The organism is Hahella sp. KA22 (assembly GCF_004135205.1).
Lineage (GTDB): Bacteria > Pseudomonadota > Gammaproteobacteria > Pseudomonadales > Oleiphilaceae > Hahella.
Genome location: NZ_CP035490.1, coordinates 324,740 through 339,211 on the forward strand (window position 1 = coordinate 324,740; position 14,472 = coordinate 339,211).

The 14,472-nt window shown below is 55.4% G+C and carries 13 protein-coding genes; 6 read left to right on the forward strand and 7 right to left on the reverse strand.

What is annotated here, in order from left to right:
- Nucleotides 1–20: 20 nt before the first annotated feature.
- The 4 genes from EUZ85_RS01510 to EUZ85_RS01525 all read right to left on the reverse strand — a co-directional run bounded on the left by EUZ85_RS01510 (nucleotide 21) and on the right by EUZ85_RS01525 (nucleotide 3,244).
- Complete coding sequence (locus EUZ85_RS01510; RefSeq protein WP_241566926.1) at nucleotides 21–251, reverse strand: (2Fe-2S)-binding protein; 231 nt, start codon at nucleotides 249–251, stop codon at nucleotides 21–23.
- A gap of 142 nt (nucleotides 252–393) precedes the next feature.
- Nucleotides 394–975, reverse strand: a complete 582-nt coding sequence (locus tag EUZ85_RS01515) for a hypothetical protein (RefSeq protein ID WP_127974192.1) — start codon at nucleotides 973–975, stop codon at nucleotides 394–396.
- Complete coding sequence (locus EUZ85_RS01520; protein ID WP_127974193.1) at nucleotides 972–2,219, reverse strand: peptidyl-prolyl cis-trans isomerase; 1,248 nt, start codon at nucleotides 2,217–2,219, stop codon at nucleotides 972–974. Before EUZ85_RS01520 ends, EUZ85_RS01515 begins: the two co-directional genes overlap by 4 nt.
- A 2-nt stretch (nucleotides 2,220–2,221) precedes the next feature.
- A complete protein-coding gene (locus EUZ85_RS01525) occupies nucleotides 2,222–3,244 on the reverse strand; it encodes a phospholipase (RefSeq protein WP_127974194.1) in 1,023 nt (340 codons plus the stop codon).
- Between the two features lie 623 nt (nucleotides 3,245–3,867).
- On the opposite strand from EUZ85_RS01525, the gene ilvG reads away from it, so the two are divergent.
- Both ilvG and EUZ85_RS01535 read left to right on the forward strand, forming a co-directional pair.
- Nucleotides 3,868–5,577 carry an acetolactate synthase 2 catalytic subunit gene (gene ilvG / locus EUZ85_RS01530; protein WP_127974195.1) on the forward strand — a complete coding sequence of 570 codons (1,710 nt, stop codon included), beginning with the start codon at nucleotides 3,868–3,870 and terminating at the stop codon, nucleotides 5,575–5,577.
- A complete protein-coding gene (locus EUZ85_RS01535; protein ID WP_127974196.1) occupies nucleotides 5,574–5,855 on the forward strand; it encodes an ACT domain-containing protein in 282 nt (93 codons plus the stop codon). The genes ilvG and EUZ85_RS01535 overlap by 4 nt, the downstream gene beginning before the upstream one ends.
- A gap of 77 nt (nucleotides 5,856–5,932) precedes the next feature.
- Here EUZ85_RS01535 and EUZ85_RS01540 read toward each other — a convergent pair whose 3' ends face one another.
- The gene (locus EUZ85_RS01540) at nucleotides 5,933–7,045 is read right to left on the reverse strand and encodes a triacylglycerol lipase (protein ID WP_127974197.1); all 1,113 of its coding nucleotides are present in this window, start codon (nucleotides 7,043–7,045) and stop codon (nucleotides 5,933–5,935) included.
- Between the two features lie 281 nt (nucleotides 7,046–7,326).
- On the opposite strand from EUZ85_RS01540, the gene EUZ85_RS01545 reads away from it, so the two are divergent.
- Nucleotides 7,327–8,376, forward strand: coding sequence for a hypothetical protein (locus tag EUZ85_RS01545; protein ID WP_127974198.1), 1,050 nt, complete (start codon nucleotides 7,327–7,329; stop codon nucleotides 8,374–8,376).
- A gap of 3 nt (nucleotides 8,377–8,379) precedes the next feature.
- On the opposite strand, the gene EUZ85_RS01550 is transcribed toward EUZ85_RS01545, so the two are convergent.
- Nucleotides 8,380–10,194 carry a serine/threonine-protein kinase gene (locus EUZ85_RS01550; protein WP_127974199.1) on the reverse strand — a complete coding sequence of 605 codons (1,815 nt, stop codon included), beginning with the start codon at nucleotides 10,192–10,194 and terminating at the stop codon, nucleotides 8,380–8,382.
- A gap of 56 nt (nucleotides 10,195–10,250) precedes the next feature.
- On the reverse strand, nucleotides 10,251–11,108 hold the full coding sequence (locus tag EUZ85_RS01555; RefSeq protein WP_241566927.1) for a PP2C family serine/threonine-protein phosphatase: 858 nt from the start codon (nucleotides 11,106–11,108) through the stop codon (nucleotides 10,251–10,253).
- Between the two features lie 179 nt (nucleotides 11,109–11,287).
- On the opposite strand from EUZ85_RS01555, the gene EUZ85_RS01560 reads away from it, so the two are divergent.
- From EUZ85_RS01560 to EUZ85_RS01570, 3 genes are all read left to right on the forward strand, one after another.
- Nucleotides 11,288–12,181 (forward strand): FHA domain-containing protein, encoded by an 894-nt coding sequence (locus EUZ85_RS01560; protein ID WP_127974201.1) that lies wholly within the window; start codon nucleotides 11,288–11,290, stop codon nucleotides 12,179–12,181.
- 105 nt (nucleotides 12,182–12,286) lie between these two features.
- Nucleotides 12,287–13,762 (forward strand): Wadjet anti-phage system protein JetA family protein, encoded by a 1,476-nt coding sequence (locus EUZ85_RS01565; protein WP_127974202.1) that lies wholly within the window; start codon nucleotides 12,287–12,289, stop codon nucleotides 13,760–13,762.
- Nucleotides 13,759–14,430 carry a DUF4194 domain-containing protein gene (locus EUZ85_RS01570; protein ID WP_127974203.1) on the forward strand — a complete coding sequence of 224 codons (672 nt, stop codon included), beginning with the start codon at nucleotides 13,759–13,761 and terminating at the stop codon, nucleotides 14,428–14,430. Before EUZ85_RS01565 ends, EUZ85_RS01570 begins: the two co-directional genes overlap by 4 nt.
- Nucleotides 14,431–14,472: the final 42 nt, after the last annotated feature.

The window sequence follows — 14,472 nt, forward strand, 5'->3', positions numbered from 1 at the left end:
AGGAAAGTACAATCGAATTTTCAGGCGGCGGTCAGGGTAGGAATATCAGCTGCGTAGGCCAGTTGCTCCGCCATAGAGAGATCGTATTGAGATTTAGCCTCGTCAAATACTTCACGAGCGGCTTCCACACAGCGGGCGCAGTCTTTCGCCAATCCCAACGAACGCACCACATCACGCAGATGTTGAGCGCCTTTCGCGACTTCTTCGCGAATGGAGTGATCGGTAATTCCGTTGCAAAGACATACGTACATGAAAATCTCTCTCATTTATTAGCAGTCTGTGAAGAAAGTTAATGCTAATGAGAATGATTGTCAATAATGTTTTTAATAGTTTCTTTGTCGAACTGTAACCAAAATTTCCTGAGCTGTAGCGCAGCAAAATCGTTATGAAAAATTATTCCTGATTAATCATATGGATAGCTCCCAATAGCGCGTCGCGCTTGGCTTCCGCCTCTTGTAACAGTTCGGGGGCGACGCCGCGGGCGCGGCCTTCGGCGATCAAGCGCTCCAATTCATCCGCCTTGTCCCGGGCGGCGGAGCGGAAGTTATTGAGCACTCGCTGATGCTGCTGCGCTTCCAGGCGGGCATAGGCTTCATGATCCGCCAGGGTTTCCGCATCCGGCATTTTTTCCGGCGCACGCCTGGTGATGGGAGGAGCGCGCCGATCCCCGTTTTCAATGGAGGCGGACAACGACGCCAACGCCTCAATATCCGTAGGCAGCTCCGGGTATGCCTCGTCTTCATCTAATTGAGGGAGGTTTTCTTCCTGAGTGACGGCTTGCTTTGACGAACCTGCTGGCGCCGCAGATGTAGGCGACGGAAGCTCAGCAGTCGGAGCCGCGACAGGACTGGATGAAAGCGGGACCGCGTCCTTAAGCGCGTCAGTGCTGGTGAGAAAGAAATATCCTATCGCAACACAGCCGGCGCAGAAGACCGCCGACACGATCCAGCCACGTCGCCACAACTTCCGGTTCATACCTTACTTTGCAGACTCGCCTGCCGACGCAGATGGTTGATCAGCTCACTGTAGGCCGCCACCGCCTGCTGAATCGCCAGCACATCGGTGGCAAGGTAACGCACCGTCTCGCTGTCGGCGGGATAATAGTCGTACTTGCGGCCGCTCACTTGCAGGATCACCCAATCGCCTGCCGGAGAACGAATGACTTCGCTGACGTCTCCCGGCGGGGTGGCGAAAGCCAATGACGCCAGCCAGTCTGTGGGTTTAACCGCATCCTTATGCAGCCAGCCTTCCGCGTCTAACGGCAAGTTGGCGGGATGGGATGGCGCTTTTAGGTCCGTCCAGGAAGCGCCTTTCACAATCTGTTGGCGGGCGAGCCGCGCTGCGGTCTCATCGCCATAAATCACGCCGCGCACCTTGACCTTCGCCAGAAAACGAAAGTCTTCCTGATGTCGCTGATAGTAACTTTTGATCTGCGCTGCGCTGACCTGCTCTCTGAACTTGATCAGCCCGGGATTATCGCCATGATTACGTTTAATCACGCCCAATGCGTTGAGGATCTTGGGATAAAAGTAATGCGCCTCGATTGTCCGCCTAAGATCGTCAATCGCATCCTTCTTAACGCCACCTTCGTGACTCAGCCACCATAGGCGCAGTTGATGCTGCTTCCAGGAAAGCATTTCCATACTCAAGAGTTTGACGTCGCCTTCCATCAGCGCCTTTTTACCCTGTATGGACTGTCCCTCGTATACTTCCAGCAATGTCAGCGTCACGTCCTGCTGGTCTGGAAAGGCCATACGGGCAAGCACCAGAGAGGCGGCCCTGTCCCGTTGCGCCGGCGTCAGTTGGTAACCCAGAATCGACTGGGCGGCGATCGAGGTCAACGCCTCCTGCGCCTGCACGCCGGGTTTGGAGTACTGCCGCATCAATTCCGATGCTGGCCACTTGGGATACAGCTTGGCCAACGTCCGATCCAACTGGCGACGGATGTGCCATCCATAGGCGTAGCCAATTTCAGTCCCCCGCCATTGCTCTTCAGGGAGTTCTCCTTGTGCCCAACGATACATCAGCAAGGCGTCGACTAACTCGTCAGCAAAGGTTTTGCTATCCATTTTGCGAAGCTGGCTCGCCTGCTGATACAACGCATCAAATGCCTCGCGCGACAGGCTGGTGTCATCCACCGACAAGTAGACGGAAGCGGAGGCCCCGCCTGCGCACAGCAGGCAAAGGGCCAACGCCAGGACCTGGAATGCCCCGCGCATGATCAGAACCGGTTCATGGCGTGATTGAGAATGTGCACGGTCATGGCGATAGCGTGGGGCACCACGATTTTCGCCACAGCCAGCCGATCCGAGTGGTCTGTGGAAGACAACACCACGCCGCCCATGGAGTAAGAAATTTCACCGCCCTTGGTCAGCAAGGGACGAATTTCCGCAGAGTTAGCGCTTAATGTGGGGAAGTCAGCCAGAGCCTGCTCCACTAAGGCGTCATCATTCAGGTTCTCCGAGTCGTAGTAATCTCGCACCCAGGCCTCCCAGCCAGAATGGTTCAATGCGGAGGTGGTCCAGGTATGGTGCGGCTGCAATAAATCCGTGGTGTGCAGGGTGAATCCCAGCGTCTGAATCGTAGGCTGCGCCCAGAATGCGCTGTACCAGTATTGCCCCAGATTATCGATGGGCTGAAAGGGAATGTTCTCAAAATCCTTGTACATGCTGTAGGTGGAGTAACTGCCCTGCCGATAGTTGGCCTCGGTAACCTGATAGCTCTTGTATTCGGAGTCTTCCGCCCCGAACCATCCAGTCTGACCGCCCGCGCCGTCATCAAGGTGATCGCCCTTCAGCCAGGACGCCGCCATGTTATCGACATCCCCCTTCACGCTCAGCTTGGAATAGTCATAGCCCCCAATGTCGTTGCCATGGGCGTCCGCGCCACGGGTGTGGTTCTGGAAGTGCCAGTAAGAGGTGTAGTTGACGATGCTGGAGCCTAGACCCCATACCGGCGCCAGCACGCAATCGCCGGTCACCGCGCCACATAGAAAGGTGTCTTCGAAGTCATCCACGTCGTAGGCGCCCTGACCAATCATATCCGCCATCTGGGTGACGCTGATTCCCGCTGCAGCGGCCACCGCTTCCAGTTTGGCGTAGTTGGTGATGTCAGGATGCGTCCGCATGAATTCGACGGCGTCGATAACGAAGCGCTTGTGGGTTTCCTGTTTGAAAGCCAGAGCAGGTTGAACCCCAAGAGAAGCAAGGATAACGCCGGCCAAAATCAGATTTTTATTTCCCATGAACAGTCATCTCCTTATTTTTTATCGTGTTTGTGCAAGGAAACTCTAACTACTGCGTGTTACAGAAAGGTTGTAACGAAAAAGATGAGAGCGCTTTTTCGTCATCGCCCGTCAATCCTGGCGTAAGGGACCGACCCGCTTAACCAGGACATTTTCTGCGGCATTCTCTGAACGCCGTTAGGAGAATAAAATATGACCAGGGTTACAATCACCCAAACAGGTGAACGCGACAAAAAGTACGTATCGAAAAACCTAAGCCGCGCCAGCAACTGACTGGGTTCGTTAAGGGCGCCAATGGAAGGTGAAAAAAATAACTTGCAAAAAGGGGGTTGCCTTCTGAAAAGGCAGCGTCTATATTTTTCAGACCTGATCTCCAGGTCAAAAAGCATTCAAGATTTCTGACAACAGTCAAATTTAAAGTACGAATTTAGCAAACATATGAAGCAAGCCCTGATTCTAATCGTCAACCTAATTGTCGTCGCGGTGGTCGTCGTACCTTCGCGGGGGTTGGCGTTTACGAGTCGGAACTAGCAAAGTAAGACTTCGAAAAACCCCCGCTTCGCAAGAACCGGGGGTTTTTTTATGGCCCCCGCAGCAAGCGGCCACTGACGGGAAAAGAGGATATGAACGGCGCACAATGTATTATCGAGAAGTTGACGAAGCACTCCGTTGACACCATTTTCGGGTATCCAGGGGGCTGCATCATGCCCCTGTATGACGCACTCCTCGACGCCGATGTCAAACATGTCCTCTGCCGTCACGAACAAGCCGCCGCCCTCGCCGCCGACGGCTACGCCCGCTCCTCAGGCCGCCTTGGCGTCTGTCTCGCCACCTCCGGTCCCGGCGCCACCAACCTGATCACTGGGGTGGCTAACGCTTACATGGACTCCATTCCCATGCTGGTGATAACCGGGCAAGTGCCGCGCGCTCTGATCGGCACAGACGCCTTCCAGGAGAGCGACATTCTGGGTATGACTTTAGGCGTAGTAAAACACTCATATCTGGTGGAAGACGCCAACGACCTGCCGCGTATCATGGACGAGGCCATTGCATTGGCCATGTCCGGCCGTCCCGGCCCAGTATGGCTGGATATCCCCAAAGACGTATTGCTGGAAGAGCTGGACTCTACGCCCGCGCCAGCATCCCTGCCCACAGAAAGCAGCGCAGGAGAACTGACGGACTGGGACAATCCGTTGGGACAGGCCCGTAAAATGATCAAGGCCGCCAAACGTCCGCTGATTTATAGCGGCGGCGGCGTCATGCTCGCCAAAGCAGTGACCAGCTACCGTCATTTCGCGGACGCCACTGGTATTCCGCAGGTGGTGACATTGAAAGGCATCGGCAATCCCGGCAAACGTAATCCGCTCAATCTGGGAATGCTGGGCATGCACGGCTCCAGAGCCGCCAACGAGGCAGTGGAGCAGTGCGACCTGCTCATCGTTATCGGCGCCCGCTTTGACGACCGTGCGACAGGCAAGCCCGGAGCCTTCGCGCCCAATGCGCGCATTATTCACATTGACTGCGATCACAGCGAGATCGGCAAAATAAAACGCGCCGACTGTGTGCTGCTGGGCGATATGCGGGAAATTCTGCGCGGGCTGCGCCAACCTTTGGAGATAGCGGAGTGGCGCGAGCAATGTATGGCGAGCAAGAGCAGCAATGGGTTCGCCGCCGCTTCAAATGAGGATGATCCGGCACCAATTCAGGGTCCGGATTTTATCGCCACCATGGACAAAGTAACGCCACCCGAAGCCATTATCAGCTGCGACGTAGGGCAACATCAGATGTGGGTGGCGCAATATTTCGACTTCAACCACCCGCGCCAGCATCTGTCCAGTGGCGGACTCGGAACCATGGGATACGGTCTTCCCGCCGCCATGGGAGCGCAATTCGCAAAACCTGGCGCACCGGTCATCAACGTGTCCGGCGACGGCTCTTTCATGATGAATATGCAGGAGCTCGCCACCATCCAGCGTTATGGGCTGCCGATTAAGCTCATCATTCTGGACAACCAACGCCTGGGCATGGTGCGCCAGCAACAAGAGCTGTTCTACGCCGGTCGTTACAGTGAGGTGGACCTCTCTGATAACCCGGATTTCAGCGCTATCGCCAAAGCCTTTGGCATTCCCGCCATGACCATCAGCAAGCGCTGCCAGATGCGTCGCAGTATCGAAACGCTGCTCGCCTACCCAGGACCAATGTTGCTGCACGTACACATCGAAGAAGAGACCAACGTATGGCCGATCGTTAAACCCGGCGAAGCAAACGCCAATATGCTGGAGAACGCTCCGGCGCCCACTATCGCCAATCAGCAAAAAGGAAGAGCCGCATGACCTCCCCACGACATCCGCAAACTATTTTTGAATGCCAAATATCCAGTCAGCCTGGCGCTCTTGAACGCGTTATGCGAGTGGTGCGCGTACGCGGATTTCAGGTGGAGGATCTGCGACTGCAGCGATTGGCGGATGTCTACGAGGCGCAACTGATCGTTTCCGGTTCGCGTCCACCGGAAACGCTACTGCGACAATTGCAAAAGCTACTGGATGTGAAAACGCTAAAGGCGCTCAATCCATCCACTCAGGCCTCAACGCCTGAATTAGCTTGCGCCTGAGGCGTCCCGGCAGGCGATGGGTGGAGTTTCCCGCTCCCCCATCGCCGCGGCGTCCCGCCGCTCCTTCCTTAATAGGCTTAATGCCCGCGATCGGCGATGTAGTCCGTGATCGCCGCGTAGAACTCCATTTCATCGAAGGTGTCAGGGCCGACGCCAATGACGTCGATATGATCCTGATTCAGCACGTATGAGAGAGACGTGGACTGCAATTCGCTGGGTCGGTTCAGGTCGCTGACATAGCCGAACGCCGGCTGCGCATAAATGGAGTCCAACGATCCCCAACGCTCGTAATATTGCAACCGCTCCCCTTGTTGCTGAGAGTTGATGCCAACCAGACCATCGTCATCCCGTTGATTAGCGTTGCCGTCGCCCTGCCCGGCGGCGCCGTCGTTATTACAATCGTCCAGGCAATAGCCGTTGCCGTCAATATTGAACAGGCCTTCCGACACCAGCCATAACGCCGGGTTCACGTTAAGTCCGCTTTGCGCCGTCATCACCGACGCCGCATGTTCGATATAAGCGCCGCTGGCGGGATAATTCTGGTTGAACGCCTTCATGCCAGTGGTGACGCCATCCGCTTCATAATCGTCATACACCAGCTGCTTGGCGCCCGCCACCGCGTCGTTGCCGGACGCGTATACTACGTTGCCGTAGAAGTTGGCCAGCACTTCCACGATGGAGTCGCGGAAATTGTCGAGTATAAATTTGGCGACGGGAGAGCCCCTGTGTGGAGAAGAAACGCTGACGTGGGTCTTCACCACCCGGTAGCCTTTACGTTCGTATAGAACGCGCGCCGCCTTACGACTGTCTACCCCGCCTTGAGAATGGGACACCAGATTGACGTAACGGTTTCCAGTGGTGGCCATATAGCTTTCAATATTATCCGCGAGTTGCTTGCCGCGAACTTCGGAGCTATGGAAAGGCTGGACGGCGGAAACGTAACTTTGTTGATTGTCGTTGATGTCGCCGTTGCAGGCGATTTCTAGAAATTTATCGCAGGGATCGAGCACATAAGTGCCGAAATCGTCGCCCCAGTAATCCAGTCCCAGGATATTGTTGAACCCGGCCATGCCGTGAGCGAAGACGATGGGGTACTTGGTTTTATCTGCGTCCCGGGCCTGAGCAGCCGGCGCGCAGACCAACGAAGCGCAGACAAGCGCCGCCGGAACGGCCTTGAGCATTGGTTTCATGTTTTCAGTCCTCATTTTGTTTTTGTTGTAACGAGGTAATACGACTCTTTTGATCGTAATTCGGTTTTTTATTTTTGTTCTACGCCGGCGCCAATGCAGGTTACGTGGAGGAACTCCGCTCAGCGACATTAGAGTAAATCATAATATGAAGCACAGTTCAGTTGTACCATCCCCCGAATGTGTGATGGCGCCGACAATTTTTCCCATTAAAACTTAACCCGCAATTGTTGCGGCGCCGACAGGCTTGCATTCGCTCCGAGTAAACAATAACAATCCCAAGCATGACAAAAATAACAACCACTCCTTCACGTCGAAACGCTGTCCTGATAACCGGCGGCTTCGCATTAGTTCTCATATCCGCCGTCGTGTTTTGGCATGGCCGGTACTCCAGCGACGACGCGATACAACAAACGCCGCCTGCGCCAATCTCTGCTTTGACTCCAGCGCAGCAACCCACGCCTGCCGCTCAGACTGCGACGTCAACTCTGGACGCCCTCGCCCAACGTAATCTGGAAGAAGAGGAACTAATCGGATATTTACAACGCACCTTCGGGGCGCATATCCAGCATCCGAAAGTTCAGGTCCAGGTGCTGGAAAAGTTGATGCGTTTCGTACAAAGCCGCTATCCGGATAACTGGCGTGAACAACTGGCTATTCTGATCGGCGCCGCCTTTCCTGACCTGCAGGATACGTTGATGCAGACCTTCGCCGCTCTGGAAACGTATACCGAGTGGATGAATACAGAACGCTACGCTCTGATGTCCCTGAGCGACGCGGAAAAGCGCACGCGCCTCTGGCAAAAACGTGAAGCGCTGTTTGGCGAGCGAGCCTACGAGATCTGGAAAGATCAGTGGCAGGCCGAGCAGTTTCAAGATCGCCTGGCCGACCTGGAGCAGTCTTCCGCTCCTGTGGAAGAGAAAATTGCGCAATATAAACAACAAATCCTGGCCAGCTTCCCCGAAAAAGCCGAACACCTCATCACCAATAAGAAGCAGGAGTTGACCGACCGCTTTCTGAGTCTATCCTCTGTGCAGAAACAATTGCGGGCCATGCCCCCAGAGCAACGCTATTCGCAGCTACGCCATTTACGCAAAGAACTGGGAATGGATGAGGCGGCGCTGACCCGTTGGGAGGATTTGGATAAAACCCGGGACGCACGGAGAGCGAACGGCGACGCCTATATGACGCAACGGCAGGCGCTGACTGAAGACCCTGCGCGCATTCAAGCGTTACAGCGTAGGTACTTCGGCAACGAAGCGGATATCATCGCCGCGGAAGAAGCCAGCGGCTACTTTCGTTTCGAGAGCTCACAACAATACGGAATCAACTAAGAATCACCAATCAATCTGATTGGTTTTGCGGCCGACTTCCTTGGCTTTCTCCGACCATTCGATCCAGGCGTCGGATTCCTGCATCTGCTGCAGATAGGGGTCAATGTAAGGTTTGAGATAACGATACCCGTACCCCCAGAAGTATTCTTCCACCGCGACGCCAACCACCAGCATAAAGAAAATCACTCGCCCCCAGCGAACCGGCGGACGATAGCGACGCTCTTTCTTGGCGACCTGAGACACATGTTTTTTGATCGCCTCCGTCTGCTTGGCCGCCGTTTGCGCGCGCAGGCTTTTCAACACCCCGCGAATATCCGCCATGGCCACTTCCAGCGAGGGATAGCGTTTTTCCGGACGCGTTTCCAACAGCCGGGTAATCAATTCCTGTAGCCGGTTATGGAGCTCGGTAAATCTCTTACTGCGCACCAGACGCTGTCCGCGAATCACCGGCGGTTGCCCGGTCAACGCGTGATAGCAGATAGCGCCCAGCGCGAACATGTCGCCGAGAATGCCCTGGGCGTCGGCATTTTCATACCAGTTCGGCTCGTCTGAATCGGTATAGTGAGCCCGCAAGCCAAAATCCGTGAGCTTGATGACGCCTTCTTCATCCAATAACAGATTACTGGGGCGCAAATTGCCGTGCACAATTCGGTTGCGGTGGGCGAACGCCAGCCCTTCCGCGATTTGCTCCGCCCACTCCACCACCTTCACCGCCGGTAATGGAGCCAGCATTTGTTCCGCCATGGAGCCGCCAGGAAGATACTCCGTCACGATAACGTAACCTTTATCCACCTTCGATACCGCAAGAATCTTGCAGATATTGGGATGATTGAGCCGCGCCAGTAGCTTGTGCTCCTTGATTCCTGGCGTGTCCCCCGGCAGCTTCTTCATGATCAGCAGCTTCTGCTTGCCCTGATCTTCGTATAGATAGACGGAGCTATGACGATCTTCCTTCAGCACGTCCAACAGGGAAAACTTGGACTCTATCGCTTCGCTGTTGGATAGCGCCCGCGCCTTCTGGGCCTTGCTGAGATGGCCGCCTTGCAGAATATGCAGCAACCCGTTTTTCACCTCGTCTGCGGAAGCCGGCCGCTCCGATGGATCTTTTTCCAGACAGCGCATGATTAGCGAGTTCAAGGCCGGCGCCAATTCCGGCTCAAATTTGCGCGGCGGCGGAATTTCTCCCTGCGGACAGACTCCTGTGAACAACTCATACATGAGGATGCCCAGCGCATAGATATCGCTCTGCACCGAGGCGGCGTCCGCCGACTTATGCTGTTCCGGCGCCATATAGGCGGACGTGCCCATAATGTTGCTGGTTTCGGTATGCAGGGTTTTCTGTTTACTGGACGAGTCGTAGAAATGCGCGATGCCAAAATCCAGCACCCGCGCCTGCCAATCATTGTCGATGAGAATATTGGAGGGCTTGATATCGCGGTGGATTACGCCGTTCTTGTGCGCGTACGCCAACGCCTTGCACAACTGCACCAGCACATCCATTTTGCGGGAAAAGTCGAGCTTGCCGCGGTTGATTGCATCCTCAAGGGTCATGCCTTCCACATACTCCATGACGAAATAAGGACGCCCCTTGCCGGTAACGCCCTTATCGATGACATGGATGATATGAGGATGATTCAGTTGCGCAATGATGAGAGATTCTTTTTCGAAGCGCTCCAGAATCTCAGGGTGATCTTTCAGGTTGGCGGACAGTATTTTTATGGCGACAGGACGTTGCAGCGACTCTTGCAAGGCTTTGTATACAGTCGCCATGCCGCCCTCGCCCAGCTTGCTGAGAACTTTGTATCCCTGCCACGCCATGTAGTTATCTTTTCCGAATTAGATGCATTAATCCGTCGCCGGATTTCTCCTGTGCGTTAAAGAGCGAACGCCAGCGCCAAAAACAGTAATGCGGCCAGTATGCCGCCTAAAGCCATGTAACGCCAAGGCCGTCCCGAGGCGGATTGTGATGCGTTCGGCTCGGCGAAAGGCGGCATGGGTCGGGTTTTTTCACCGGACAAGTCGCGTTTGGGAGTGGCCTTGCTATGCGGCGCGCCGTCTTTATCGGTCACCACCAGCACGGTAACGTTGTCATCAGCGCCATTGGTCAGTGCGATTTCCACCAGCTCATCTGCTTTACTCTGCGAGTTACCGCGACGCGCCAACACCTCCTGTATCCGCTCCTCGGACACCACGCCATGCAGACCATCACTGCACATCAGCCAGACATCCCCCGCCTGACGGGGCACGCGATAGGCGTCAACATGCAACCCACTCTCACCCGCCGCGCCCACCGCCTGGGTGAGCACATGCCGAATGCGCGCCGCTTCTTCTTCCGATAGTCCGGTGCTGCGCTGTGCGACGGAATGATCTTCCGTCATCTGCATGATGAGGTCGTCCCGCAACAGATACACGCGACTGTCGCCCACCCAGGCGACTTCCATTTCATCGGAATGCGCATGCAACGCCACAACGGTGGAGGCCGCGTAGCCGCGCTCGCCACTGATGTCGTCGCCTAACAGGGATTGATGAGCGAGCAGAATCGCCTGCTCCAATGGATGTCCGGCGTGCACCGCTCTTTGCATGGACTGGCACACGCTCGCGCTGGCGACTTCCCCACTGTCGCCCCCTCCAACGCCGTCGGCGACGGCATAGAGACTTGTCGATTCGTCTACTAATCCATTATCCTGATTTTGCTGCCGCCGGCCGGTATGAGTTGCGAAACCTACTTGCATTAAAAGATTTCCAAGTCCCTGATTCATGGGGATTAAAAAAGTATATTTCTTTAGTATAGATGGGTTTTCAGTTTAGTTTCCTTGACTATACTCTAAAGTGTTAAAGCGCCTTCTGACCGGCAGAACCTTAATTCAGTAGTCATTTCCACAAGTGTGAGCTTAACGAGGCCCCTAGCAGCATGCTGAAACTGCAATTCACCGATGGAAGCCGGGAGAGCATCTGGCTGGTAGAACCGCGCCTGAAAATAGGTAAGCATTCTTCCAACAACCTGATTCTCAACCAGCCGGACATCCAGGACTTTCATGCCGAGATACGTTTGCAGGAGGAACAGCTGTATCTGCTGAACCTCAGCCCCGACTATATCGTGGGCGTTAACGGTAAAAAGGTGCAAAAAGCCGTAAAAATCAACGAAAACGATACCATCCAACTGGGAAAAGCTCACTTTAAAGTGGTGCATCCCGGAGCCGAGCATAAACCGAAACACGAAGCGCCGCAAAGCATCGCCCATAATGAATGGGGCCTGCAAACCAACGCCAGTTGGGCCAAGCAGTCGTTTTATCCAATCGAAGATACGGTCATCATCGGCCGTGACGAACAGTGCGACATCACCGTGCCGGTTTCCCATTTGTCGCGTCAGCACGCCCAGTTGACTGTGGCGGGAAATTATATGTTGGTCAAGGATTTAGGTTCCACCAACGGTACTTACCTGAACGGCGAGCGCATTACCCAGGGGCGCGCCAAACGAGGCGATCGCCTGCGATTTGACGTCGTCACCTTTACCGTGACCGGACCCGAGGATGACGGCGACCGCACCATCGTGCGTCCAGACGCCGTCGCGCAGACGCCCTCTCCCGCGCCAACCGGCGAAGAAACCATCGCCAATAATCCGCAGCCACGCCCAATGCGCCCCGCCGCGCCCCCCAAAGCCGCCAGAAAACCGGCGCAAGAGAAACCCGCTCCCGCTCATGAAGTCGCGGTTAAGGCGGAGTCCAAAAGCGGCTATCTGCTTTACACCGTCATTGGTTTCGCCGTGGTGTTCGGCGCTCTGTCAGCCTTTTTCCTGCTCCGGTAAGGATACCGGTCGGGGGATTCCCTGTTACATTTTGCTCATGGGATTTCCTCCACCTTGTCCCTATAATAGGCGGTCGCCCCAGAACAACCTGCACAGCCGTTACTGATGTCGAATCCAGACCATTTTCAGCAGTTCTTTTCCACAGACTGCCCGCAGTTCTTTCGTCCGCTGACCAGCAAATACCGCGAAATGATCGTGGAATGCCTGCGTTTGCTGTATCAACGTTTCTACAGCAGCATGGCGGACTATGGACACGCCCTTAAGCGTGAGCAGATGGTGGAGATCTTCCAAACCGCCCTGACTCGCGCACCGGAGCTGGAAACCGATGAAGACAGCGAAACCGAAGGGCGTTTCCGTACGGATCGCGACAAGGCCTTGTGGATTCTCAATACGTTGATCGACTACGGCTGGCTGGAAGTACAGGTGGACGAGGTCACGCTACAGTCCAGCTACCACTTCAGCCGTAAAGGGCGTTTGTTCACCCAGCCCTTTGTAGAGCTCAGCGGAGCCTCGGTGCGCACTCGTCACCGCAACACCCGCAATACCCGTAATGCGCTGCGGGCGTTTATTGAAGCTGGCGAAGTCCACGATCTGCTGGACGCCTATGAATATTCCGAGCGTATCATCAGCGACTTCACCGACATTATTACCGAGTTGGAAGATCGCAAGCGCCAATTGGTGAAAGAAATAGAGATCACCGCGCTGATCAAACGGGCCAGCGATGAATTCTTCGACTTCATGGACAAACGCTTCCAGCCGGATCTATCCGTGCGTCTGTCGGCGGACTCCGTGGAGAAACACCGGGACGAGATCATGTCCCAGGTGCGTCAGATTCGCAGACTTCCCAAAGAGACCAAAGCGCACGCGGAAAGCGAGCTGCGTCGACTGCTTCCGGACCGCGTGGTGGAGGGGCAATCCCTGCTCTGGCTGTTGTTGGACAATATAGAAATCCGACTCACCAACGCTTGCGACATCATGTTGCCGGCCCTGCGCAGCGCGCTGCGTAACTTCACACGACGCGCGGACATCATTATTCGTCAAATGAGCTATCTGGCCAGCCAGCGCCATAATGACATGGTGCAGATTTGCCAGGAGCTGACCGAGCTGCCGGCGGAGGAGCAACAGGCGCGTCTGGAGCGCGCAGGAGCCCTGATGGCTAACCTCAATGTCGGCTTGATTGACCCCAAACAGATCAGCCTGCGCGAAGGTCGCCGTAAAATTACCGTGGACAGCCGGGTGCTTAACGATGAGCCGCTGGATCAGGGCGCTCGCAAAGAGTTGTTTATACAGCACGCGCTGGATCAGGCATTCGTCATCAATGACGACCGTACCCGCCAGTATCTGATTCAGGCGCTACGGGGCGGCCAGCGCATCCAGACCAAACATCTGCCCATTAACGCCGCTCCCGATCTGTTGGCGGCGATGCATGCCGTGGAGCTGGGCTCCGTGTCAGGACTCTCCAGCGAATATGAGTTCGTGGTAGAGCCGACTGGCGATCTGGTCAGCAATGAATATTTACTGCAGGCGGATGATTTCATCATCGAAGTACGACCGAAAAAAGCGATGCAAGACACCTTATGATTCTGAGTCAATGCCTTGAAAATGAACTGTCCTCTGAAGGACTTCAGTTAACGGACTTCAGCGAGCTGGTGCTGCGTCTGCTGGATTACAGCATCATCTGCCGCGATGAAAGCCTCATAGAACAAACTTTGTATGATCGTTACCTGCGTATCGACAAGCTGGTGGACGATTATCTGTCCGTGCTCGGCGTGCGTCTGCTGCATGACCGTCAGTTTCAATATATCCGCGCATATCCGCCAGGAGCGGAGGCGCCAGGTCTCGACGATGAGGTGGATCAGCCGTTCAACACTGGCCTGCGCGCGCGCCTGAACCAGCAGGAAATCGCCTTGATTCTGGTATTACGCAGCCAGTATGACAAAGCCCTGCGAGAGGGCCAGGTGGACGACCAGGGCGGCGTCACGCTCAGCTTTGAGGCGCTGTCCATCGCCATGAAGAACCTGCTGCAACGCTCCCTGCCAGAGAATCTGACGGAACGCCGCCAGCTGCTGAAGCGTCTGCGCCAGTTGCGTCTGTTGCAATTCAGCCAGGAAGACACCCTGGAAAGCGGCGAAAGCTGGGTCCGCATCCGCCCGCAAATCGTCAACTTCGTCAGCGATGAAGCGCTGTCTGCGTTGCGGGGAGAAGAGGCGCAACAGGAAGACGCAGCGGCGTCCCCGGAAGAAAGCTAACAGGCGGAAGTTGACACCGGGACGGTATAAATAAGGCGGCGT

Coding starts and splice junctions, on each gene's coding strand:
- EUZ85_RS01555 (WP_241566927.1), bottom strand. CDS start 11,108: ATGCAAGTAGGTTTCGCAACTCATACCGGCCGGCGGCAGCAAAATCAG.
- EUZ85_RS01520 (WP_127974193.1), bottom strand. CDS start 2,219: ATGCGCGGGGCATTCCAGGTCCTGGCGTTGGCCCTTTGCCTGCTGTGC.
- EUZ85_RS01525 (WP_127974194.1), bottom strand. CDS start 3,244: ATGGGAAATAAAAATCTGATTTTGGCCGGCGTTATCCTTGCTTCTCTT.
- EUZ85_RS01515 (WP_127974192.1), bottom strand. CDS start 975: ATGAACCGGAAGTTGTGGCGACGTGGCTGGATCGTGTCGGCGGTCTTC.
- EUZ85_RS01570 (WP_127974203.1), top strand. CDS start 13,759: ATGATTCTGAGTCAATGCCTTGAAAATGAACTGTCCTCTGAAGGACTT.
- EUZ85_RS01540 (WP_127974197.1), bottom strand. CDS start 7,045: ATGAAACCAATGCTCAAGGCCGTTCCGGCGGCGCTTGTCTGCGCTTCG.
- EUZ85_RS01510 (WP_241566926.1), bottom strand. CDS start 251: ATGTACGTATGTCTTTGCAACGGAATTACCGATCACTCCATTCGCGAA.
- ilvG (WP_127974195.1), top strand. CDS start 3,868: ATGAACGGCGCACAATGTATTATCGAGAAGTTGACGAAGCACTCCGTT.
- EUZ85_RS01545 (WP_127974198.1), top strand. CDS start 7,327: ATGACAAAAATAACAACCACTCCTTCACGTCGAAACGCTGTCCTGATA.
- EUZ85_RS01560 (WP_127974201.1), top strand. CDS start 11,288: ATGCTGAAACTGCAATTCACCGATGGAAGCCGGGAGAGCATCTGGCTG.
- EUZ85_RS01550 (WP_127974199.1), bottom strand. CDS start 10,194: ATGGCGTGGCAGGGATACAAAGTTCTCAGCAAGCTGGGCGAGGGCGGC.
- EUZ85_RS01565 (WP_127974202.1), top strand. CDS start 12,287: ATGTCGAATCCAGACCATTTTCAGCAGTTCTTTTCCACAGACTGCCCG.
- EUZ85_RS01535 (WP_127974196.1), top strand. CDS start 5,574: ATGACCTCCCCACGACATCCGCAAACTATTTTTGAATGCCAAATATCC.